Here is a 22948-nt window from a genome sequence, read left to right as displayed (position 1 = left end):
AAGAGTCCTGAATGAGAAGTAATGATTACTTCAAATTCAGGACGCTTTTTCTTTGTGGTCAAAATAAGACTTCACTATAAATTCTTCTCACCGTAAAGGACTTGAATGATGTGAAATTATGTCAGAACCAACTTTTCCATATCAACCAGAGCATCTTCCTTAAGCACCGGTATTACATTAAACTGATCTTCGCGAAGACAATATTCAATGTCCTTTTGAATATTCAGATTTTTCAACCTTTTCACATGGGAGCATGCTGAAAGATAAGTTAGCATATCTTTTTTAGCATGATTGTACAAAGTGGCAGAAGCAATCACAGAATCATTCTCAACTTCAAAATAACCTTTCAAACCTTCTATTACTGCACCTGCAAAAAGTGTGTCTTCTAGATTTACTTTACCTTTCCATCCGGCGCATACTATAAGTACATCATTAGGCTGGGTTATCAGGTAATTTATCACTGCAGTTTTATTCAGAAAAGAACCAACAATTACTTCTTCTGCATCTTTTGATTTTGCAATCGCTAATGTACCATTAGTTGTGGTCATAGCAATGGTTTTGCCTGCATAAGCGTTGTTAAGATAAGCAAGAGGAGAATTTCCAAGATCGAAACCTTCTGGCATTTTTCCATCCCTCTCGGCAGCACCAACACATCCCTTTTCCCTGAGCGACTGACATTCTTCCAACTTTGCAACGGGAATTATTTTCTCTACCCCATTGGCAATGGCTACTGTCATACACGACGTTGCCCTTAGAATGTCTACAATTACAACTACCCGGTTTTCCACTTCATATAAATGAAGCAGTTCAGGGGTAAGGCATACATCCACTTTTCTCATATTCTACCTTTTACTTCTTCAGGAAAGGAAGCTTTACAACCTTAGCCTTATGTTTTTTATTTCTTATATCAATAAATATTTCCGAATCAATCTCTGTATACGGAATTGAAACATAACCCATTCCTACACCAACAGATAGAGTTGGGGATTGTGTTCCGGATGTTACTTCTCCTATCTTATTTCCATTGGCATCGACAATCGGGTAATGACTTCTGGGAATACCTCTCTCCTGCATCACAAATCCTACCAGTTTTTTTGACACACCCTTTTCTTTTTGTTCTTTCAAAGATTTAGAATTGATAAAGTCCTTGGTAAATTTTGTAATCCAGCCAAGATTCGCTTCTATCGGAGAGGTATTGTCATCTATATCATTTCCATAAAGACAGAAACCCATTTCCAGTCTTAAAGTATCACGGGCGCCCAGACCAATTGGTTTTATACCAAACGCCTTTCCCGCTTCCATGATTTTATTCCAGACAAGGACTGCTTTATCATTGGGAATGTAAATTTCAAAGCCGCCGGCACCAGTATATCCTGTAGCGGATACTATTACATTTGCAACACCTGCAAAATCAGCTATTTCAAATGTATAGTATTCCATTGCTGACAAATTCAGTCTTGTAAGTCCTTGAAGTGCTTCCGCGGCTTTTGGCCCCTGAACAGCAAATAGTGCCGTTTGATCAGAAATATTTTCAAGCTGAGCTTCAAATGAATTGTGGCTTGATATCCAGTTCCAGTCCTTATCAATATTTGATGCATTTACAACAAGCATATATTCCTCATTGTTTATTTTATAGACAAGGAGATCGTCTACAATACCACCGTCAGAGTTAGGCAAACAGGAATATTGAATTTTCCCATTGAAAAGTTTTGATGCATCGTTACTGGTAACCTTCTGAATCAAGTCCAAAGCACCCTTACCTCTCACCATAAATTCGCCCATGTGAGATACATCAAAAATACCTACAGCTTCTCTTACAGTATTATGCTCATCCAGATCAGATGAATAACGAACAGGCATATTAAACCCTGCGAATGGTACCATTTTAGCACCTAATGCAGAATGAAGGTCATTCAAAGGGACCTTTTTGAGTATTGTTTCAGTGTTTTCCATTTAAAAATTGTATAAAAATACGATTTTTTATCTTGTGTTTAAAATCTTGATAATATTGCCTGTCTTTGGTCAAAATAAATTTAATTGAGAATCAGAGCCTGATTTATCAAGTTTAAAAGAAAGTCTGTGAAATGGAGATAATCCATTCAGGAAAATTGCTTCTCTATGTTTTGGAGTACCGTATCCCATGTTATTTTCCCAATCATAAACAGGAAATTTTGAAGCAAGTTTAACCATAAGATCATCACGGTAGGTTTTAGCAAGTACGGAGGCCGCAGCAATGCTAAGATATTTTGCATCCCCTTCAACAATGCAGTGGTGATTAGTTTTTTTGTAGGGCTTAAATCTATTGCCATCAATCAGAAGAAGTTCAGGCTTGGTTTTAAGTTTTCCAATAGCCTTGTGCATGGCCAGGAATGAAGCATTCAGAATATTGATTTCATCTATGACAGTATGAGAAACTTCGGCTACCGCCCAAGAAATTGCATCACGTTTTATTTCTTCGCGCAGAAGCTCTCTTTGCTTTTTTGAAAGCTGTTTAGAATCATTGAGTACAGGATGATGGTAATCTTTAGGTAAAATTACGCTGGCAGCAACAACGGGCCCGGCGAGGCAGCCTCTTCCCGCTTCATCAACCCCTGCTTCCACTAAGTCTTCAGTATGGTAGGATTTCAGCATCAATAACAAATTGCTATTATAAATGTAAGGAATAATAATGACTCTCTGAAATCCTTCTTTTAATTATATTATGCTAAATTTATCCACAAATACAAATTCAGAACATATGGAGCTAACTCAAAACCCATGGAAAACAGTCTCTTCCAGACCTATTTATGACAATCCATGGATTTCTGTCCGCGAAGATCAGGTAATAAATCCAAAAGGAGGAAACGGTATTTACGGGGTAGTAACTTTTAAAAATATTGCCATCGGAATTATTCCTGTAGATGATGAGGGCTATACATACCTAGTAGGTCAATACAGATACACACTAAACGAATACTCTTGGGAAATTCCTGAAGGTGGCGGACCAATCGGCATTGACCCACTTGATTCTGCCAAGAGAGAACTCAAAGAAGAAACAGGTTTTACTGCTGATAAATGGACCAATATCTGCACAATCCATACTTCAAACAGCGTCACCTCTGAAGTTGGATATCTATATCTTGCCGAAGGTCTGAAGGATGGAGAAAGTGAACCTGAAGATACTGAGGAATTACAGGTAAAAAGGGTTCATCTGAAAGATGCTGTAGAAATGGTGATGAACAATGAAATTACTGATAGTCTAAGCATTGCTGGTATTTTGAAGGCTGCGAGGATTCTGAATATTTAAAGAGAGCAAAAGTGTGAGCAATTGCAACAGAAGATGGGTCGCTAGAATTATATAAATGACCTTAGAAAACAAAAGAAAAAAAGCTGATCTCCTATACAGGGATCAGCCTTTTTTCATTCTATCTATTGCTTTATTATTTCTGATCCGGAGCAGGAAGCTCGGATAGTATTCTCTCTGCTATTTTAGGACAATTATCCGCTACGATTTGGTAGACGTAGTTGGAATTGGAGTTATAGTGCGTTTTAAATTTATTTCCGGCAACTTGCTTTCCTTCACTGTCATATATTGAGAAATGGGTAGTAAAACTTCTCTCGAAATTTAAAGCAGCTCTGTCCAGGCAATGCTCATAATCTGTTTTAACCTCAAACTGGTTGATGAATATATAATAATCTACACTGTATTTAGAGTTAAAGTAATCAAAGAAATCCTGAGGGTTTTTGATCTTTACTCCGAAATAACTTCCATAGTCTTCAGGCACATCATATTTTTTCTCATTTTGAGGAATCAGCTTTTCTTTCTGTTTCTCAATCCAGTTCTTAGTAGATTTAGCTTTGGCTTCTTTTACCTCCTGCTGCTGAACATTAACAGTGGTAACAGATTCTTGATATGCGTAGCTCACTGAGCTATAAATTTTATTTAAGTCACCTATTGAATCTTTGGCTTTTCCGCCAACCAGATATATCATTTCATAGCCCGGCTTATCTAATAAAGCATTTAATCTTCTTCTGAATACCTGACGTACCTTTGTTCGAGGCATATTTGATTTGGCTGCAATTTCATCATCCGCATCACTGAAATAAAGATATGGATCAAATGGAATAACAAGAATTTGCTTCATTTCCGGATCATACCTGTATTGTTCCGGAGCACTGGTAGGCCATGCTGTAGCTGCATTATTTGACTGTTCATTTGTACTTGCAGGTGCTGGCTGTGGCTTAACAGGTTTTTCCGCTGGAGTAGTTTTTTCCGCAACAACAGTTTGCTTTACAGGCTCTTTCGTTTCTGCTGCTGGAGTAGGCTTGGCAGGTTGAGCACTAGTTGTGTTTACTGCAGGTGTGGTTTTAGGCTGCTCTGTAATTATGCTTTGTTTTGCAGGTTCTGACTTAGGAGCTGTATTATGGGCAATCGCAGAAGAAGCATTTTGCTGGCTCTTATAACCAACTACAACCTCCTGACCAGCTTTAAGCTCCATGCCATTCCACTTCAGAAGGTCATTCATGGGAATGTTGTACTTTTTGGAAATTCCAAACAACGTTTCACCAGCTGCCACTTTATGTACAATAGCATCTTCGCTTTTTCTGATCTGTTGAACAATCTCAGGGTTATAAGGAATATTAATGATTTGACCGACTTTCAAACCATTTTCCAACTGAGGATTGATTTCCATCAGATCATTAACAGAAACACCATATTTTGTAGAAATACCATAAATAGTTTCGCCTGGAGAGACCAGATATTTTACATGGAGCTTATCGTCTATTTTGACAACTCCAAGAGAATCTAGCGGGGAAGAAAATACAGGAGTATTTCCCAACAAGAACAACAGGCAAACCTGAAAAAACCTTTTAGTCATACTTGGCTAAATAAAATTTATTGAAACTTTTTAAATATGTCATTGCCAAAGGCAAATACCATTAAAGACAATAGAATGACCATTCCCACTTTCTGGGCAACTTCGAGAAATTTATCTGACGGCTTTCTACCTGAAACTATTTCATAAGTAAGAAACATCACATGTCCTCCATCCAATGCTGGAATCGGAAGGAAATTCATAAAGGCAAGGACCATAGAAAGTAATCCAGTCATAAACCAGAATCTTTGCCAGATCCACTGACTTCCAAATTTTGATGCGATACCAATCGGACCACTAACAGATTTGCTCAAAGGAACTTCTCTTTTAAAGATTTTCCCAAATCCTCTCACAGTATTAGTAATTACTGCAAAAGCCTCCGTTGTACCTTTTGGAATAGCCTGCCCAAAAGTATAATAATCCGTTTTGGTTTCCAGAAGCATTTTTGGTTGAAATCCAATCTTTCCTTCTTTTGATACTTCCGGATTTAATGTCAATTTTTTCCCCTCTCTCTCCACCACCAAGTCAGCTCTCTTGTTCTTCAAACTTTCCAGCTTTGCAGTCAATTCATGAAAATATCTTATAGAATCTCCATTGATAGTAATAATCTTATCATTTGGCTTAAGGCCAGCTTTTGCTGCATTAGACCCGTCTTCAACGGCTTCCACACCAAAAGGAGTGATTGCCGAGATGAAGTTATTCTTATCCTCTGAAAGTTTACCTGCTATATTGCTAGGAATTTTTACTGTAATGAGAGAATCACCTCTTTTTACTGTATAATAATTATTGTCTGTTAAAAATACATCAGCATTGATAACATCTTCAGGAAATTTTTCATAAGGCTTTCCATTAACATTGATAATTTTATCACCTGTTTGTAAACCTATCTCTCGGCCTAATTCATGAGCAACTATGCCATTTTTGTTAATTTCAGAAGCAGGAAAATATTCTGATCCATATACATAAGTAGCCACTATGAAAATAATTATTCCTACAACCACATTGACAATGATTCCGCCCATCATCACAATTAGCCTTTGCCAAGCAGGTTTAGCTCTGAATTCGTAAGGCTTTGGTTCTTCTGAAAGCTCTTTTGTATCAAGCGACTCATCGACCATTCCGGAAATTTTTACGAAACCACCTAGCGGTACTGCACCAAAAGAATATTCTGTTTCACCTTTTTTAAATCCGAAAATTTTTGGAGGAAAACCAATTGAAAATTTTTCGACACGCATTCCAAAATATTTAGCCGCAAACATATGCCCGGCTTCATGAACTCCCACTAAAATAGAAAGTGCCAGCAAAAGCTGACCTGCCATAATTAAAATGCCTAATACATCCATTATCTCTAAGTTCCTTTAAACAATAGTAATCAATAAATATGAAAAATATAAGTAAAATTTATACTTTATGAAGCTTTCTTTTTGCAAGTTGTCTGGTTTCAAAATCAGTCTGAACAAAATCTTCATAGGTAGGCCTGCAAATAAATGGAATACTGGCCATACAATCTTCTACAACTTCAGGAATATCCAGGAAGTTTATTTTATCTGCCAAAAATTCCTGCACTGCGATTTCATTAGCAGCGTTTAAAATACAAGCCATATTGCCGCCTTTTTCCATCGCTTCATAAGCCAGCTTTAAATTTTTGAATGTTTCCATGTCTGGCTTTTCAAAAGTCAGATTAGGGTAATCCAGAAAATTAAATCTTGGAAAATCTGAAATGAGACGTTCAGGATAAGCAAGCGCATATTGAATTGGCAGCTTCATATCTGGCAGTCCCATTTGGGCCTTCATAGAGCCGTCATTAAACTGAACAAGAGAATGAATGATAGATTGTGGATGCACGATTACTTCAATTTGAGAAGATTCAAGGCCAAACAACCACTTGGCTTCAATCACCTCCAACCCTTTATTCATCAATGAGGCAGAGTCTATAGTTATTTTTGCTCCCATGCTCCAATTAGGATGCTTTAGAGCATCTTGCCTGGTCACATTTTTAAGAAAATCCAATGATTTTCCGCGAAATGGTCCTCCTGAAGCTGTTAGAATTATCTTTTCGATTTTTGTATAATCCTCTCCTGCAAGACATTGAAAAATAGCTGAATGTTCTGAATCAACAGGATAAATATTTACCTTACTTATCTTGGCGGCATGGGTGACCAGCTCTCCCGCAACCACTAGTGTTTCCTTATTTGCCAATGCGATGTCTTTTCCTGCAGCAATTGCCTTTAGTGTTGGCAATAAGCCTGAATATCCCACCATCGCAGTTAACACCAAATCTATTCTTTCAGACTGGACCACATCAGCAAGTGCGTCTTTACCACAATACACTTTAATATTAGCTGGCTCCAAGGCTGATTTAACTTTTTGAAAATGTTCCGCATTTCCAATTACCACCGTTTCGGGCTTAAACTCAAGACATTGACGTATAAGTAGTTCTGCATTATTTTCTGCAGAAAGAACATCTATTTTAAATTTATCATGATGAGCTCTGACAACATCCAGGGCTTGTGTTCCAATTGAACCTGTAGATCCTAATATTGCAATATGCTTTTTTAAAATACCCATGAAATCTGTAAAATTTACCCTTGCTTAAATTGTTCTATCTGGTCTGCAATCTTACGATCATTTGCCAGTCTTGGAAGTTTGTTCTGACCACCAAGTTTTCCTATTGATTTCATGTAATCTATAAATGCTCCTTTTTTCATCGGAGTGATTTCCAGTTTTCTTAAAATGTTTCCGGATATTAAATCGTCATAATATGTGTTCAGCCTAACCATCTCAGCATCGAGATCTTCTCTGAAAGCATTGATGTCATTAGGATATTTATTAAATTCTATAAACCACTGATGATATGGAAGCCCTTCTTTTGGAGTCACTTGGGGTGCTACTGTAAACTCTATCACCTCTGTTTCCGGATGTTTGGATACAGCAAATTTTAATGCTGTTTCAACTTCCTCTCCTATCACGTGTTCTCCAAATGCAGATATAAAATGTTTAATCCTGCCAGTGACAATTATTCTGTAAGGATCTTTGGAAACAAATTTTATCATATCACCAATTGAATATCCCCACAAACCTGCATTTGTATTCATTATCAATGCGTAATTAACGCCCAACTGCACTTCTTCAATATTTAATCTGGTAGGATTTTCACTAAAATACTCATCAGCTGGAATAAATTCATAAAAAATGCCACTGTTAAGCAACAATAAAAGCTGATTGCTATCTTGCTGATCCTGGAATGCAATAAAGCCTTCAGAGGCAGGATAAGTCTCTACAGAATCTATCTTTTTACCAATTGATTCGAATAATTTGGCTTTGTATGGTTCAAAATTAACACCACCATAAACAAACAAAGAAAAATCGGGGAATACGTCTTTAATTTTCTTACCTGTTTTAGCAGTTATACGATCAAAATACATTTGCACCCATGGCGGTATGCCAGAGATGAGAGTCATTCTCTGATCTATAGTTTCTTCGATAATTGTATCAAGCTTTTCCTCCCAATCTTCGATGCAGTTAGTTTCATAACTGGGCTTTTGATTGGTTCTTAAATAACCCGGAACATGATGATTCACTATACCAGAAAGTCTGCCGACATGGATGCCGTTTTTCATTTCCATTTCAGGGCTTCCGGAAAGGAAAATTAATTTTCCATCAAGAAAAAGTGATTTACCTGTATTGTAAACGTAATTCAACAAAGCATCTCTTGCTCCGCTGATATGGTAAGGAATGGATTCTTTGCTGATTGGAATGTACTTGATACCACTGGTAGTGCCTGAAGTTTTGGCGAAATATAGAGGTTTGCCTGGCCAGAGTACGTCAGGATGTCCGTCTACAACCTTCTTAATATAGGACTTTAACTCCTCATAATCTCTTACAGGTACTCTTTTTTTAAAATCTTCATAAGTCTTTATGCTGGCAAAATCATGGTCTTTACCAAAGGCGGTATGTTTTGCTTTATCGATGAGGTATTTAAAGACTTTTTGCTGAGTTCCTGACGGATCGGATGCCCACTTTTTTTGTTTTGATACTACAAAATTAGCGAATGGCTTACTTAATATTGCTCTGATTCCCATATACGTGTCTTTACAAATTTAATAAATAAGAGCAATTATCCTTGTTAAATATTCCTCTGTTCCAATTTTAGAAAAAACTTCTTCAAAAATTTGTAAGAATTTTATAATTTTTCGCTCCTAGTTGCGTCAGTTTATTATTATGAAAAAGTTTATACCAATAATTTTTATTGGGTTCGCTTCCGGCTTAGCGGGCTCATATACATACGGATTGTTTCGGGAAAATGAACCCATTATTATTCAAGCCTCCAATCCAACAAATAATGTTTTTGCCAATTACAAATCTCAGGAATCTATAAACATGACCGGAGATTTTGTAGCAGCTTCCGCGCAAAGTACCCCTTCTGTTGTATTTATTCAGACTGTGGGAACCAGTAGCCAAAGCTCCTGGTTTGACTGGTATTTTAATGGTAATAGTCAAGTTACCAGCTCTGGTTCGGGAGTGATCTTTTCTGACAATGGTTATATCATTACCAACAATCATGTCATTGAAAAAGCTGATAAAATTGAAGTAATTCATGAACGAAAAACTTATCAGGCAAAGGTAGTGGGTACAGACCCAAGTACAGATTTAGCAATTCTTAAAGTAGAAGCAGAAGGACTTCCTGCTGTTAAAATTGGTAATTCTAAAAATCTACAGATTGGGGAATGGGTGCTGGCTGTAGGAAATCCATTTAATCTGACTTCTACAGTGACAGCAGGTATTGTAAGTGCCAAAGCAAGAAATATTAATGTAGTGAGCAGTCAGTTTCCATTGGAATCTTTTATCCAAACTGATGCCGCTATTAATCCTGGCAATAGTGGTGGAGCACTTGTAAACTCAAAAGGTGAATTGGTAGGAATAAATACAGCCATACTTTCTAAGACTGGTTCTTATACAGGATATGGATTTGCAGTTCCTGTTGATATTGTGGTTAAAGTAGTTAAGGATCTTATAAAATACGGATGCGTCCAAAAAGCTTTTATAGGTGCAGAAGTTTCTGAAGTAAATACTTCTGTGGCAGACAAGTATCATTTAAAAGATTTGTCAGGAGTAATTGTAACTTATCTTCAAAAAGAAGGTGCTGCTGAAAAAATTGGTTTGAAAAAAGGTGATATTATTTTAAAACTGAATGATATTCCAGTCAATACCAGAAGTGAATTTGAAGAATTGCTAGCATACCATAATCCCGGAGATAAAATAAAGATTACTTTTAAAAGTGAATCTAAACAGGCTGATGAATTTGTGACACTCACTAACAGGGAAGGAACTACGGGAATGTTAGTAAAACAAGTTACCATTTCCCAGAACCTGGGAGCTTCATTTGAGACGGTTTCAAAGGTTGAAAGAGACAAGCTTGGTATTGCAAACGGTGTTAAAATATCAGGAATTAAAAATGGACTTATTGCAAGAATGGGATTACCTGAAGGTTTTATCATCACTTCTATTAACAAGGTTGCGATCAATTCTCCTGAAGAGTTGATTGAAATATTAGAAAAGATAAAAGGAAGGGTTATGATTGAAGGGTTATCTTCAAATGGAGCAAGAAGCTACTATAACTTTTACTTTTAATCTGAACGGATAAACTCTGTAAAATTAATCGAACAAAGTATTGAAGTCTGGAATAAAAAAAGCTGATGATAATTTCATCAGCTTTTTTTATTCGTATAGTATTATTACAGCCTATTAAAATGCATAAGACACTCCTACCTCAGCTGAGAATAAGTTTCTTTGTTGAACATATGGTGTTTTGCTTTTAGTTACAGTTGTAATATTAAATCTGTATCCTGGCTCAACAATAAGCTGTAGCCTTTCTGAAAGCTTATATCCCAAGCGGAATCCAAGACCTAAGCTAAATACATAAGTTTTAAAATTATCCGTTTTTATAGGATTTACAGATTTAAAATCTTCTGTTGAAATAATTTTACCATCAGCACTCAATAACCTGCTAACAACACCATATCCCTGAACAATACAGCTCAGCTTTCCGCTTCCAAGCTGATAGCCCGCTGCAAGCGAAAGATCCAGATAATTATAATGATTGAACAGATTAAACTGTTCTAAAGAGTCAATAGCTATAAATTTTTCACGGATAGAGGTATATGCAATTCCGGGGGTTATGTATATTTTTTTCTTTGTGAAAGAAAAATTTAATCCAACCCTATAACTAAGTAGAGGGTCAATTGCTCTTTTTTGATTTGTCAGAAAATCCCTGCAGTCCTCACATACATCATAATAACTTGCATAGTATACCGGAGCTCCATAAAATGTTAAATACCGGGAGTATGCTTTTGGCTCATCGATATATACTTCTTTTCTGATAATATAATCTGCTTTCTTAATGATTACAGTATCAACCTCCTCTTCTGTTGATAAGTTGGTAGAGTCGATCTGAGCAAAAGATAATCCGGCAACAAATAAAAATACAATAAAAATTAAAAGTGGTTTTATATACATGCCAATAGCTTAGTTCTTTCTTTTGAGTTTTCTTTTACTCAATGTGTCAATTACAATAATAGTGTCCTGTTTAGTAATATAGACTATTCTTTTCTTCTTAGCATCTTTTTTCTTTTGTTGCTCAGGCTGACTTGATTCCGTTATGATTGTATTTTCTACCTTTAATGGATGTGTTTTTTCTTTATTTTCCAAACTATCCTGCTTAATGGCCTTTGGAATTTGTAAATTCAATTCAGGATTATTTTTATCTTTTGACAAGCTTTCAGTTTTTAGGACTTCTTTTGGCTTTTCCTTAACTACTGATACTTTTTGAGTAGCTAATGATTTACTGTTTTCATTTATTTTCTCTGTTTCTGTTTTACCAGATTTATCAAATGCCGGATATTCGATTCTTTCTTTTTCTCCCGCAACAGTTGCATGAGTTCTAGCATTCCTTCCGGAAAGAGTATAAATCAATGACAATGCTGAAAATAGAAAACACAGTACAATCAGTGAGCAATAATAGATATTGAAATTAACAAAAGAAAATCTTAAGAAATTAACCCTGGGAAGAGCAAGGTCAACAGCAGACCATTCGTCTTCATCAGGCTGAATCTCATAATTTTCTAGCCCTTTCTTAAAGATATTTTCTATACTGCTTTTTTCCATTTCACTATCACCTTTCAGAAGAATTTACCCACCGCTTACCAGACAGGTTGATCAGATAATCTTTTAACATTTTTTTGGCTCTGAAAAGCCTCGTTCTCGAAGTCTTTTCATCCAGGGATAACAATTGAGCTATATCTGTATGAGAATGATTTTCGATACAGAAGAGGTTAAATACCAATTTGTATTGCTCCGGTAAGCTGTTCAGAGCTTTCATTAAATCTTCAGAAGTATATTCTGAGTATATTTCTTCAACTTCTTCTTCCTGCTCCGATCCAACCTCTTTGGAATTCATGAGAGAAATATCTTCTACTGCAAATTTATTTTTATTCTTTTTATAATGAGAAATAGCCGTGTTGATCATAATTCTTTTAATCCACCCTTCAAAGCTCCCCTTTCCGTTATATGATTTTATGTTGGAAAAGACTTTGATAAATCCTTCCTGCATCAGATCTTTTGCTTCTTCTTCATTTGATGAATATCTTACACACAAAGCTTTCATTTTAGGCGCATATGTTTTGTATAATGCATTTTGTGCAACTGAATTATACTCTTTACAACCTTTAATTATGTCTGCTTCCTTCAGCATCAGTTTTCTGATTCCGGATTATTTTAGTAAGATATTGATACTAAAATAATTTAATTACCTGAAATAAAAAACATCTGAAAGCTCAAAGAATATCCTTCATCATCTATTTTTCATAACTTATTGCTAATTCAGGATGTAAGTCTTGATTTGGATGATCAGAGGAACAGTACCGCATATTTTTCATTTTTTCTTCGGGTAACATTTCAAAATAATCCCGTTTCATAAAAATCAAAAAACCAAAATAATACTGAGGTTTCTGATATTGTTTTTGTACCAGCCTGGTAATATCTATGTTACATGAATAATCCGGATTATTGGATGGAAAATCAGTTCGATGTTCACCCGATGATAACAAACGATCATCCTGATCCAGGCTATCCTCCTTCCATGATTGAGTTACAGCCTGTATTGCAAATAAGTTCGGATTATTTTTTTCCTCAGAAGTAAAATTGTTAAAACCCGGAGCAGTTGTATCTGCATATAAAGTAAGTATAGCTTTATTAATCTTTGCTCCTTCAGGAATTCCGGACATATCAAAATCGATATAACTTATATCTATATAAATCTGCCTGTTCTTATTCACATAATAACCGGTAAGGAAAGGATCATTACCGAAATAAATTCCACCAAATATGCTCGTTGCAGCGTCTTTGCCTTCAGCACCGGGTTTGAGATTTAATATCTTTTCTTTTGGTTCGATTAAACAATATGGATGATTGCATCCTGCAAATAGAAGGATGATAAAAACTATTACACTATTTAACTTCAATAGATTCATCAAAAAAATCATTATCGTTCAATTTCATATTCGATATACAACGCCGGTCGAAGTTCATTATTCTGATGATCTGAAGAACAGAATCTGATGGAACCTTCCATAGGCATCCATTTTACATCAAGTACTAAACCATGTACATCAGGATCCCGTCTGACCTTCTTCTTTACGTATTCTGTAACATCCAGAAGAAAAGCCTGATCATTGCGCTCTGCCACATCAATTATCATCAATTCTTCCGTTGGAATTGTAAGTTGATTAAACCATGTTATATTTTTTTCATCCCAGGGTCTCTTAACAAAACTGACATTCCATATAGTATATTCGCCCATATAATGTCCTTTGGGAATATTATCTTTATTAATTTGGTTTACAGTGTCTGCATACAATTTAAGGGTAGATTTTTTAATTTTGGCATCTGATGGAACAACATCAGAAAGATCAAAGTCTATATAACCTTTTTCCAAGTACCTATTTCTTTCTTTTCCCAAAATTGTGGCACTAAGTGTTTTACTATTTCCAAAATTGGTTTCCGGATAATATGAAATAACTATAGCATCAATCCCTTCTGTTCCTGGTCGGAGTGTTAAATTTTGAAAGATAACTTGTTTTCTTCCTGTACTATCGTTTCTTACTCCATCACAAATCGGGTGAGAACAACTTTCTGACAAAATTATACCTGCAATAAAAAGTAGCGTTCCAATAATATTTCTAGTTCTGCGATTAAATATTCTACACTTGGATGTTTTTAATATAAACATAAAAGAACGATTGGATATAATTCTGTTCTACCAAAATACTACTATTAACATTCATAATCAATGATCAACTCAGGGTGAAACCTGCTATAAGGATGATCGGATGAACAATAATTGAACTGGTATTTACTCTGTTCAAAAGGCGGAACAATAATAAACCCAAAGTAATTAGCAGGTCTTTCAATCTCTTTTGCTATAAGTTGCGTGACATCTATACTGCATGAAAAGCTTGAATCATTGGGAGGAAATTGAATTTTCACCGCTCCCGATGTTAATGGCTCATTGGAGTACATGCTTATGTGCTCGTCCCATGGCTGTATAACTGCTCTCAAAGACCAGCCATTGGAATTAATGATATCTGATAACGGAATCCTGAGAAAAGTGGAATCGGTTGTGTAGATAAATAATTTTAAGACAGCTCTTTTTAGTTTAACATCAGATGGAAGCTGTTCAAGATCAAATTCAATAAATCCATTACCTTTATTCAAACCGCTTTCATCTTCATACAAATAAGCTAAGACACTGGTATCACCAAAGTTTTTTCCGAATTGTTCCGGCATTGAAATGGCATCCTTTCCTTCAATCCCAGGCTTTAGCTTTATGCGAAACTCATTGATTACATCATCTTCTTCCGGACAATAGGGATGAGTACATCCGATTAAAATTATTCCACAAAAAATAATTACTTTATTAATAAACACCAATCTATTCCTTGTCAGTTTTTCATTTACAATCTCCATTTGTTCACTCATTCTCATATTCCACTAACAGCTGCGGTCGTAATTCTTTCTGATCACTATCCGAAGAACAAAAAACGACACATTGATAGGGACTTTCAACTTTATTTTTGATCATAAATCCATTATACCCGGGACACCTTTATATTTCTGTCGGATATGCTCTGTAACGTCAATAGTAAAAGATTGAGCAATAAACAGAGGTTCCTGGCAAATTTAAAACGTCGGTCATTGACACTTCCGGCTGATCAAACCATGTTATCTCATTTTCATTTCAGGGACTCACTATTCTGAATATCTGCCATTCATTATTCAGTTTACTCCTTGATAACTTTGAACGGAATGACCAGGAATACGCGGACCCGTAATACTGGGACCTTTATTAATTGTATCCGCAAAAAGTTTCAAATAGGCACCAACTATCCTTACTCCTGGTGGCAAATATTCTTTTACATCAAAATCAATATATCCTCTTTCAGTATAGGGTAAAAGCATTTAGGCTTTTAACACTGCTAAAATTTTCTTCAAGATAATAAGTTGACACTCCTACATCTTTGCCTTCTGATCCTGGCTTTATAATAAGAGTAAATCTGCTTGTCACTTTTGTATCGACACCTCCAAGAGGGGATAAACAAACAGGATTAGAACAACTCACTAAACATATCAGAGATATAAATATGAAGAACCACATTGTCCTCCATCTTTCCTGGCAACATAAATAGAAACTGCCTCTGTTTATTTTTTTTTAATCTCCACCCCTTCTTATAATTATATCCCTTACTTATACACCACTTTTAATTCAGGCCGGAGCTTAGGAAAAGTATAATCAGAAGAACAAAAACTTATTTTACGAGCTCCGTTTTCGTCCCTCAGCCTTATTAAGAAACCAAATGCACTTCCTCTATACTTAAATTGCCGGGCTATTGACTCAGTAACATTAATTGCATAACTCTGAGAAAATGTGGTGGCCGAAGCGCAGTTAATTTTTGATGAAACATCAGTTGCCGGGGCATTAAACCAGGATATAGTATTTTCCTCCCATGGTGACGTTACTGTTTCTACAAGCCATTCGTTGGGGCCATATGAACCTGCAGAAGATGTGGAATGTCCGGTATATCCTCCTGTTTTTATAACAGTATCAGCATATAGTGTCAATTCTGCATATAATATAGAAGTCCCTGATGGAATTAAAGAAAGATCAAAGTCTATATAAGCTCTTTCTACATATGGGATTCTGTCTATATTAGAGATCATTGCATTTAACGATAAAACATTTCCATAATTTTCTTCCGGAAAGTATGAACTGACTATAGCGTCTTTCCCTTCCGGACCAGGCTTAACGACAATAGTATCTATGCTTCCATCCGGTCTTGCGTTGCCAAGCTGAGATTTATCAGACATGCATCCGTTTAGAAGTAATAATATAAATAAAAAATAAATTGATAGAAGTTTACCCATATTGTACCAATGCTTGTATGGACCTCAATTTTGAGGTACAAAAATTTATCTAAATTAAATTCACAATTTAAATCATATGCTTCTTTATCATATGAATAAAAGTAGTTTAACTATTAGACTTCAAAATTAAAAATCGTTCCCAAGAACCATTAAATAAACTGATCCGGGAGTAAAATTAAACTGACATTATAAAAATTTTAATGCTTTTAATTTGATTACTAAAAATCAATGGCTTTCATAAAAACTCATAAAATTAGCCCTTCGTTTTTTTTATTTTTTTAGAAAAAAAAGCGAACTTAGATTTAGCGACGGCTAAAAGAGGTTTCTTTCAAGGTTTAATTTCATCAATACTAGCTCTTTCGTTGCTAAATAGCCTCTGTGCGGAAATGTATTTCACTTTTTATTTCCATGGGACTAAAAGGTTTAATCACTGGGAGTAATTAAATTCTATAATATTACAGAGGCTATTTTTTTCCCCTAAAATAAAAAAACGCACCGGATTGCTCCGGCACGTCTTTTCAACTTCACGTGGCGTTAATATTAATTTAGAGAAGTATAATCAGTATATCCTTCATCACCAGCGGCATAGAACAATTGCTGATTGCCTTCTGCAAGAGGAGCATCTTTTCTGAAACGTTCTGGTAAATCAGGATTAGATATAAAGAACCTGCCGAATGAAACAAGATCTCCTCTACCCTCTTCTAATGCCTGTTCTGCGCTGGCTTTGTCATAACCTCCAGCAAGGATCAGTGTATTTTTAAAAGTATTTCTTATTGTTGAAACCAACGAACGACCTTCTTCTGAAGCATTTGCTAGAACATCAATTAAGTGCAGATAAAGTATATCCAGTTTGTTTAGTTCTTCAGCCAGGTATTTATAAGTTTCAGCAGTTTCTGGATATAGCTCCAGGTCGTTAAATGTATTGTATGGAGAAAGTCTGACACCAACTTTATCTTTACCTATTGCTGCAATCACTGCTTTGGTCGTTTCAATTAAAAAGCGGCTTCTATTTTCAGCTGAACCACCATAAGCATCCGTTCTCTTATTGGCTGTAGGATTGATAAACTGCTCAATCAGATAGCCATTTGCTCCATGTAGTTCTACACCGTCAAATCCCGCTTCTATAGCATTTTTAGCCGCCTGAGCAAACTCTGCGATGGTCTGTTTTATTTCCTCTGCAGTAAGCTCTGATGGCTGAGGCATTGGCTGCATTCCCAATGTGTCAGTCCACATTTCACCTTTTGAAGCAACAGCAGATGGAGCCACAATTCTGGCTCCTGGTAACATGTTTGCCGGATGTGCGATTCTACCAACGTGCATCAATTGCACTACAATTTTTCCACCTTTATTATGAACAGCCTTTGTTACTCTCTTCCAGCTTTCAATTTGCTCTTTTGTAAAAATACCAGGAGTTCTGGCATAGCCAATGCCATTAGCAGACGGCGCAGTCCCTTCTGTAATGATGAGTCCTGCAGAAGCTCTTTGAGCATAGTAGGTTGCTACATTTTCTCCCGGAATGGAATTGATTGCTCTTGACCTTGTCATAGGAGCCATAACAATTCTATTTTTAATTTCAAATCCGCCAATTTTGGCTGATGAAAATAAAATGTCTTTTACTGTTGTTTCCATAAATTTAGTTTTCACGTAATTCGTTTAAACAATTAATTAAATATAAAAATACCCTTTTGTTAAAAAGGGAAATTAATTTGGTTTAACCTCTTAATTTATCAAGCAGGTCAGATAAAGTATTAGCTTCTTCTTCAGTGAGGTTCTCTGCTATTTTGTTGTTTTCTTTCATAAAAGGCTCCATTTCATCGAGGAGTTTCAGACCCTTTTCTGTAATCCCTACATTGACCTGCCTTCTGTTTTCCTCGTTCACAAAGCGATCCACAAGTCCTTTACTTAATAGCCTATCACAAAGCCTTGTCAAATCCGGATTTTTATCGATCATCACTTCCTTAATAGCGCCACAACAAGCTGATTCAGGGTGTCTTCCTCGTAGTATTCTTAATACATTATACTGTTGGTGAGTAAGGTCAAAGCGTTTGAATAATTCTTCAAGCTGCCCACTTAACTGATTGTAGGTATAAATAAGGTTTACCCATGCTCTTTCCTGGCTATTATTGAATTTTTTCTGCTTTATCGCCTCCTCAATTTTCATAACTCAAATTTATAGCATTTTTAAAATAAACAAAATTTGTTTAAACAAAGTTTTTCAAATTCCGAAAAAATTAATCTACCAGATGCTCAATGTCCTTTAGGAGAATGAGTAATGCTTTATTGGATAAATACACTTCCACTGCACAAAGCATAAGAGATATGAGCATCATAATCAAACTGATTCCAAAAACAGTATGTACTAAATGAGTAAAACCATTATAAATCAAATACATTGTAAAAGCAGCAGAAACCATTGCTCCTATTCCTATAAGCTGCATGTTTCTGATGAGGGTAATTCTTTGTCTAAGGATTTTAATCTGTTTAATAATGACATCAGACTGTTCGGAAGTATATTGACTATGCAATGCTCTTATTCTATTGCTGATTGCAATATATCTGTTAGTATATGCCAACAGCAAAAGGGAAATAGTCGGAAATAAAAGTGCAGGAGTTGTTAAGGTCAGGTCGTTCATCTTCGCTAATAGTTCTTCTCTTATTTCTAAATATAGCTATTGACCTTAATATTGAAAAGTAAATTGGCAGGACTTATTTGTAGAATACTGTAGTTCATCTTCTTTTTTAGAATGATCCATCTAAACTCTCTTCTTCAACAAATCCCTTTTGAAACTGCTAGTGAAAAACTTGCTTTCATTTGCAGATACAAGTCATAGACATGCGCCAGATGGAGTTCAAATTCTCATCACCTAAAAAAATAGGCTACCTTTTTCAAGGAAGCCTTTATTAACAATCAATTTATTTGCTTATCACTTATTAATCCTCAAGATCATTCCTTTTTTAACAGAATATCCATCCAGTTTATTGAGGTCTTTGAGTTCTTCGATGGTTAAACCAAATTTTTTGGCAATGCTGTCTATAGAATCACCTTCCACAACAGAATACTTACCAGCTCCGGAAGCACTTGCGTTCATTTTTACCTTCAGTTTTTGACCAGCAAAGATGGTATTGTCTTTAAGAGAATTTAGCTGAATCAATTCTTCAGGTGTCATACCAAACAAACGGCTTATGGAGAATAATGTATTGCCCGATTCTGCTATATAATAGTCTTCTCCCTCATTTAGCGGCGCTGTTTTTTTATTGAGACTCGCTACAAAACCATTTGGATTTACATCATCTTCATCACGGTCTACATCTGCCATTGTAGAAGGAGCGACTATATCTGCATCTCCTGTTCTTCTTACCCTTAATGGCGCAAATGCTTCAAGATTTTGTCCTTTAAGATTATTCAGCTTTTTCAGTTCTTCTACTGACATCTTATATTTCTTTGCAATCTCCTCTATGGTAACCTTAGGTTCAATAATATAAGTCATTGCCTTAGCCTGATATCCCGGCCCTCCGATGATATGGAACTCTACCCTTCTGTTCAATTGTCTCCCTATAGCATTTTTATTTGCTACCATAGGTTTACCTTCTCCCATAGCATTTACAACGAGAGCACTTTTGTCAAGACCTTTCGATTTAAGATAATCCAGGGCTTTGGTTCCTCTTTTTTCAGACAAGGTAACATTGTAAGCATCGGAGCCATAACTGTCAGTAAAGGCGTTCATTTCGATCTGTACTTCAGGATGTTTTTTATAGTAAGCACAAAGATCATCTAATGTCTTTTTAGCTTCCGGCCTTAAATCAAATTTATCAAAATCGAAATATATGTTTTCAAACAGCACTCTTGATACAGGCTGGTCAGAAGATTTTACTTTTACGTCTTCTACAAGGTATTTTATCTCAGCTGTAATCTTTGCATCCTTATCTTCAAGAGTTACTTTGTAGTTGTCAGGCTTAAGATTTTCGTATCTGAAAGTACCCTTTTCATTGGTAGTCGTCCTTTTCAGCGTTTCATTCTTTTCATTTTTAAGAATAACGCCTACATCTGAAGCCGGCTGATGTGTCTCTTCATCTATCAGAGTACCTACTATAGAAATACTTTGAGCCTCTTGTAGCGAATCTTTGTCAACTTGAGCAATAAGAGCTTGTTTACTTTCTATCATAAACATGTAGATGTCATCGTTTCCTATACCACCATCACGGTTTGAAGCCAGGTACCCTTTTTTCTCACCAACTACAAAATAAAAATCATCTTTACTTGAGTTAAAAGGCAGACCCACATTCTGAACCTCTTCAGTGAAGTTCTTTCCTTTCGCCATAAATATGTCCAGACCGCCAAAGCCTTCGCGGCCATTGGTAGAGAAAAACAGTGTTCTGTCTGCAGGAAAATAGCATGGAGACATATCTATACCAGGAGTGTTAATTTCAGCTCCCATGTTGATTGCTTTTCCCCAATTATCATCACCGCTACAGGTGCTATAATATATATCATGCATCCCCATTCCACCTTCTCTTTTTGACACAAAGAACAATGTATCTGAATTTGGTGAAACAGAAGGCTGAACGTTGTATGTTTTAGGATAATTGATATTCTCATTAAGTTTTACAGGATTGGTCCATTTGCCACTTTCCTGCTTGGTCATATATATAGCACATTCATAAGCTATGATCTTTCCTGTTTTTACCGGCTCATCACATCTTGTAAAGTAAAATTTTGTTCTGTCTTTGTTGAAAGAACCTCCAGACTCATTGAACTTTGAGTTTACCACACTGAACTTGTCCTTGTCATCCATTTGCTTCCAGGTCAAACCTTCTTTTTTGAATCTGAAGTTATCGCTGTATTCACCTCCAAGCATTCCATATTCACTTTCACCAATGGATTCTGGTCTTGCGGAAGTAACTATGATGGTGCTGTCATTTTCGTAAATAACAGGAGAATAATCTGATTCTGCTGAGTTGACAGGAGATTTCAAATTAAAGAATTCGTAATCCCTTACCGGCTTTTTCATTTCATCAATGGCAAGTGTACAGCCATTTTTGTCAATCTCAGCCTGGTCTTTGTATTTCTTGGTTTCCGAATCCGGATTAGGGTTTTCATTGATAAAATCCTGAAACTGCTTTTCTGCTTCCTCATATTTACCATTAAGCTTAAGCATTAAAGCATACCAGTATCTTCCCAGCGGAAAATCAGGGAGGGCCTTTTCTACGGAGATTTTATAATATTTTTCTGCAGAAGGATAATTAAAATGGAACCTGTAAGCTTCAGCAAGCCTGTACCCAACATAATTATTGCTTGGCTCTTCCGCATACACCTTTTCGTACTCCTGGGAAGCCAGATAATAGTCCATATTTTCAAAATACTTATCTGCAAGCTCTACAGAAGCTTTCTCTTCTTTCTTTTTTGCTTTTTTCTGCGCCCAAAGATCATTATGCTGAAAGCACAAAAAGAAAAGGATAAACAGAAGTGTGAGCGTCTTTTTCATCGCTGATAACCTCCCATAATTCTAAATTGAATTTAAATAATTTGAAACCTGTATACGAAAGTAGAAAAAAATCAGATTCTAGGTGTGTAAAACCTTCTCGATCTGCCTTCCCTTACTTTCATGAGTGTGAGAGAAATTTCATAAGCTCCTCTTCCGCGACTGATACTTTTAAGAGCTGATGCATTATAATCATAGCTGAAACCTATCATGTAATTGTCATTGCCCAGGCCCAGGGATGCTATAAATGCGTCTTGCAAACGATACCATCCTCCGAAAATAACGTCACGTGGAGCCAAAAATTTCTTTTGGTCGTTGAATACATACGTAAAATATGCTCCTGCGTTTATTTGTCTGAAAGGGTTTTGACTTAAAACCAGGACATTTGGAGAAATATTTAATCTTTCTCCGGCTTTTACTTCAAAGCCTGCATGTAATTTGAAAAGATAAGGTACTTTGTTGATTACTCCTTTTACCATCGATTCATTGGGTGAGGACAAATGGTAGGCTGCAAACCCGGCATATGCACTGTAGCCTTTATCAGAATAATCCCTTCCTGCATTGTAGTAGTATATTGCACCGGCAGAAACATCGGCATATATTTTGGCTGTATTGACACTTTCCTCGCTTACGAATTCGGTAACATCATAACCAATGTATGGATTGAATTGCGATCCCCATTGTAAATTAGTGAAGTCTATATTTTTTTGAACAATTCCTCCCTGCAAGCCAAAAGTAAGACAGTTCATTTTATTACTACTCAACCAAAGGTTATAAGCTGCATTAAGATTGATTCCAATGGTTTTAAAATTACCATCGCCAGCCCTATCATTATATATGGAAAGACCAATTCCACCAAGGTGAGAATCTTCCATTCCTTTCTTGGCATAAATTGGGTTGATTAAGGAAATCTGATTTGTAACATAAGGAATGTTTGCTACAGATCTCCATTGATTTCTATAATTGGAATTAAAAGTAAGATTGGAATAAATCCCTGCCATAGCAGGATTCAGGTAAAGTCCGGAAGCATAATACTGAGAAAATGTCGCATCCTGAGCTTTAACCTCTCTGAAACAAAGGGATACAATAAAAATACAGGCCCAAAAGCCGACATATATCCTCTTCAGTTTCATA

General features: G+C 36.0%; 22 protein-coding genes. 2 read left to right on the top strand and 20 right to left on the bottom strand.

Annotated features, from left to right (window positions below; translation table 11 throughout):
* Positions 1-116: 116 nt before the first annotated feature.
* From K350_RS0122325 to K350_RS0122315, 3 genes are all read right to left on the bottom strand, one after another.
* The gene (locus K350_RS0122325; protein WP_028981805.1) at positions 117-839 is read right to left on the bottom strand and encodes a 2-phosphosulfolactate phosphatase; all 723 of its coding nucleotides are present in this window, start codon (positions 837-839) and stop codon (positions 117-119) included.
* Positions 840-849: 10 nt separating this feature from the next.
* Positions 850-1953, bottom strand: a complete 1104-nt coding sequence (gcvT, locus tag K350_RS0122320) for a glycine cleavage system aminomethyltransferase GcvT (protein ID WP_028981804.1) — start codon at positions 1951-1953, stop codon at positions 850-852.
* 69 nt (positions 1954-2022) lie between these two features.
* Positions 2023-2631, bottom strand: coding sequence for a ribonuclease HII (locus K350_RS0122315; protein WP_028981803.1), 609 nt, complete (start codon positions 2629-2631; stop codon positions 2023-2025).
* Between the two features lie 106 nt (positions 2632-2737).
* Here K350_RS0122315 and K350_RS0122310 point away from each other — a divergent pair, with 106 nt between their 5' ends.
* Positions 2738-3286, top strand: coding sequence for an NUDIX domain-containing protein (locus K350_RS0122310; RefSeq protein WP_028981802.1), 549 nt, complete (start codon positions 2738-2740; stop codon positions 3284-3286).
* A 133-nt stretch (positions 3287-3419) separates the two neighbouring features.
* Here the strand turns inward: K350_RS0122310 and K350_RS0122305 are convergent, their stop codons facing one another.
* The 4 genes from K350_RS0122305 to K350_RS0122290 form a co-directional block, all read right to left on the bottom strand.
* Complete coding sequence (locus tag K350_RS0122305; protein WP_028981801.1) at positions 3420-4859, bottom strand: LysM peptidoglycan-binding domain-containing protein; 1440 nt, start codon at positions 4857-4859, stop codon at positions 3420-3422.
* Between the two features lie 17 nt (positions 4860-4876).
* Complete coding sequence (gene rseP, locus K350_RS0122300; RefSeq protein ID WP_028981800.1) at positions 4877-6175, bottom strand: RIP metalloprotease RseP; 1299 nt, start codon at positions 6173-6175, stop codon at positions 4877-4879.
* A gap of 82 nt (positions 6176-6257) precedes the next feature.
* Positions 6258-7424 carry a 1-deoxy-D-xylulose-5-phosphate reductoisomerase gene (locus K350_RS0122295; protein WP_028981799.1) on the bottom strand — a complete coding sequence of 389 codons (1167 nt, stop codon included), beginning with the start codon at positions 7422-7424 and terminating at the stop codon, positions 6258-6260.
* 14 nt (positions 7425-7438) lie between these two features.
* Positions 7439-8938 carry a GH3 auxin-responsive promoter family protein gene (locus K350_RS0122290; protein WP_028981798.1) on the bottom strand — a complete coding sequence of 500 codons (1500 nt, stop codon included), beginning with the start codon at positions 8936-8938 and terminating at the stop codon, positions 7439-7441.
* 139 nt (positions 8939-9077) lie between these two features.
* Here K350_RS0122290 and K350_RS0122285 point away from each other — a divergent pair, with 139 nt between their 5' ends.
* Entirely contained in the window at positions 9078-10487 is a 1410-nt protein-coding gene (locus K350_RS0122285; RefSeq protein ID WP_028981797.1) for a trypsin-like peptidase domain-containing protein, read from the top strand.
* Between the two features lie 114 nt (positions 10488-10601).
* Here the strand turns inward: K350_RS0122285 and K350_RS0122280 are convergent, their stop codons facing one another.
* The 13 genes from K350_RS0122280 to K350_RS0122215 all read right to left on the bottom strand — a co-directional run bounded on the left by K350_RS0122280 (position 10602) and on the right by K350_RS0122215 (position 22947).
* Positions 10602-11372, bottom strand: a complete 771-nt coding sequence (locus K350_RS0122280) for a hypothetical protein (RefSeq protein WP_028981796.1) — start codon at positions 11370-11372, stop codon at positions 10602-10604.
* 9 nt (positions 11373-11381) lie between these two features.
* The gene (locus tag K350_RS0122275) at positions 11382-12020 is read right to left on the bottom strand and encodes a hypothetical protein (RefSeq protein ID WP_028981795.1); all 639 of its coding nucleotides are present in this window, start codon (positions 12018-12020) and stop codon (positions 11382-11384) included.
* Positions 12021-12027: 7 nt separating this feature from the next.
* Entirely contained in the window at positions 12028-12606 is a 579-nt protein-coding gene (locus K350_RS0122270; RefSeq protein ID WP_051313495.1) for an RNA polymerase sigma factor, read from the bottom strand.
* Between the two features lie 103 nt (positions 12607-12709).
* Complete coding sequence (locus K350_RS0122265) at positions 12710-13396, bottom strand: DNRLRE domain-containing protein (RefSeq protein WP_156027152.1); 687 nt, start codon at positions 13394-13396, stop codon at positions 12710-12712.
* The gene (locus K350_RS0122260; RefSeq protein WP_028981792.1) at positions 13396-14142 is read right to left on the bottom strand and encodes a DNRLRE domain-containing protein; all 747 of its coding nucleotides are present in this window, start codon (positions 14140-14142) and stop codon (positions 13396-13398) included. The genes K350_RS0122265 and K350_RS0122260 overlap by 1 nt, the downstream gene beginning before the upstream one ends.
* 44 nt (positions 14143-14186) lie before the next feature.
* Positions 14187-14891, bottom strand: a complete 705-nt coding sequence (locus tag K350_RS0122255) for a DNRLRE domain-containing protein (RefSeq protein ID WP_028981791.1) — start codon at positions 14889-14891, stop codon at positions 14187-14189.
* A 297-nt stretch (positions 14892-15188) separates the two neighbouring features.
* Positions 15189-15371, bottom strand: coding sequence for a hypothetical protein (locus K350_RS0122250; protein ID WP_028981790.1), 183 nt, complete (start codon positions 15369-15371; stop codon positions 15189-15191).
* Between the two features lie 282 nt (positions 15372-15653).
* A complete protein-coding gene (locus K350_RS0122240; RefSeq protein WP_028981788.1) occupies positions 15654-16277 on the bottom strand; it encodes a DNRLRE domain-containing protein in 624 nt (207 codons plus the stop codon).
* Positions 16278-16874: 597 nt separating this feature from the next.
* The gene (locus K350_RS0122235) at positions 16875-17963 is read right to left on the bottom strand and encodes an alkene reductase (RefSeq protein WP_037576610.1); all 1089 of its coding nucleotides are present in this window, start codon (positions 17961-17963) and stop codon (positions 16875-16877) included.
* A gap of 82 nt (positions 17964-18045) precedes the next feature.
* Positions 18046-18495, bottom strand: coding sequence for a MarR family winged helix-turn-helix transcriptional regulator (locus tag K350_RS0122230; protein ID WP_028981786.1), 450 nt, complete (start codon positions 18493-18495; stop codon positions 18046-18048).
* Positions 18496-18565: 70 nt separating this feature from the next.
* Positions 18566-18967 (bottom strand): DUF2721 domain-containing protein, encoded by a 402-nt coding sequence (locus tag K350_RS0122225; protein WP_028981785.1) that lies wholly within the window; start codon positions 18965-18967, stop codon positions 18566-18568.
* Positions 18968-19258: 291 nt separating this feature from the next.
* The gene (locus tag K350_RS0122220) at positions 19259-21817 is read right to left on the bottom strand and encodes a LysM peptidoglycan-binding domain-containing protein (protein ID WP_028981784.1); all 2559 of its coding nucleotides are present in this window, start codon (positions 21815-21817) and stop codon (positions 19259-19261) included.
* A 71-nt stretch (positions 21818-21888) separates the two neighbouring features.
* Positions 21889-22947: a PorP/SprF family type IX secretion system membrane protein gene (locus K350_RS0122215; RefSeq protein WP_037576607.1), complete on the bottom strand. Its 1059-nt coding sequence runs from the start codon at positions 22945-22947 to the stop codon at positions 21889-21891.
* Position 22948: the final 1 nt, after the last annotated feature.

Source organism: Sporocytophaga myxococcoides DSM 11118, from assembly GCF_000426725.1.
Lineage (GTDB): Bacteria > Bacteroidota > Bacteroidia > Cytophagales > Cytophagaceae > Sporocytophaga > Sporocytophaga myxococcoides.
The sequence above is the reverse complement of the archived record's forward strand: the minus strand, read 5'-3'. Positions and strand labels throughout refer to the sequence as shown.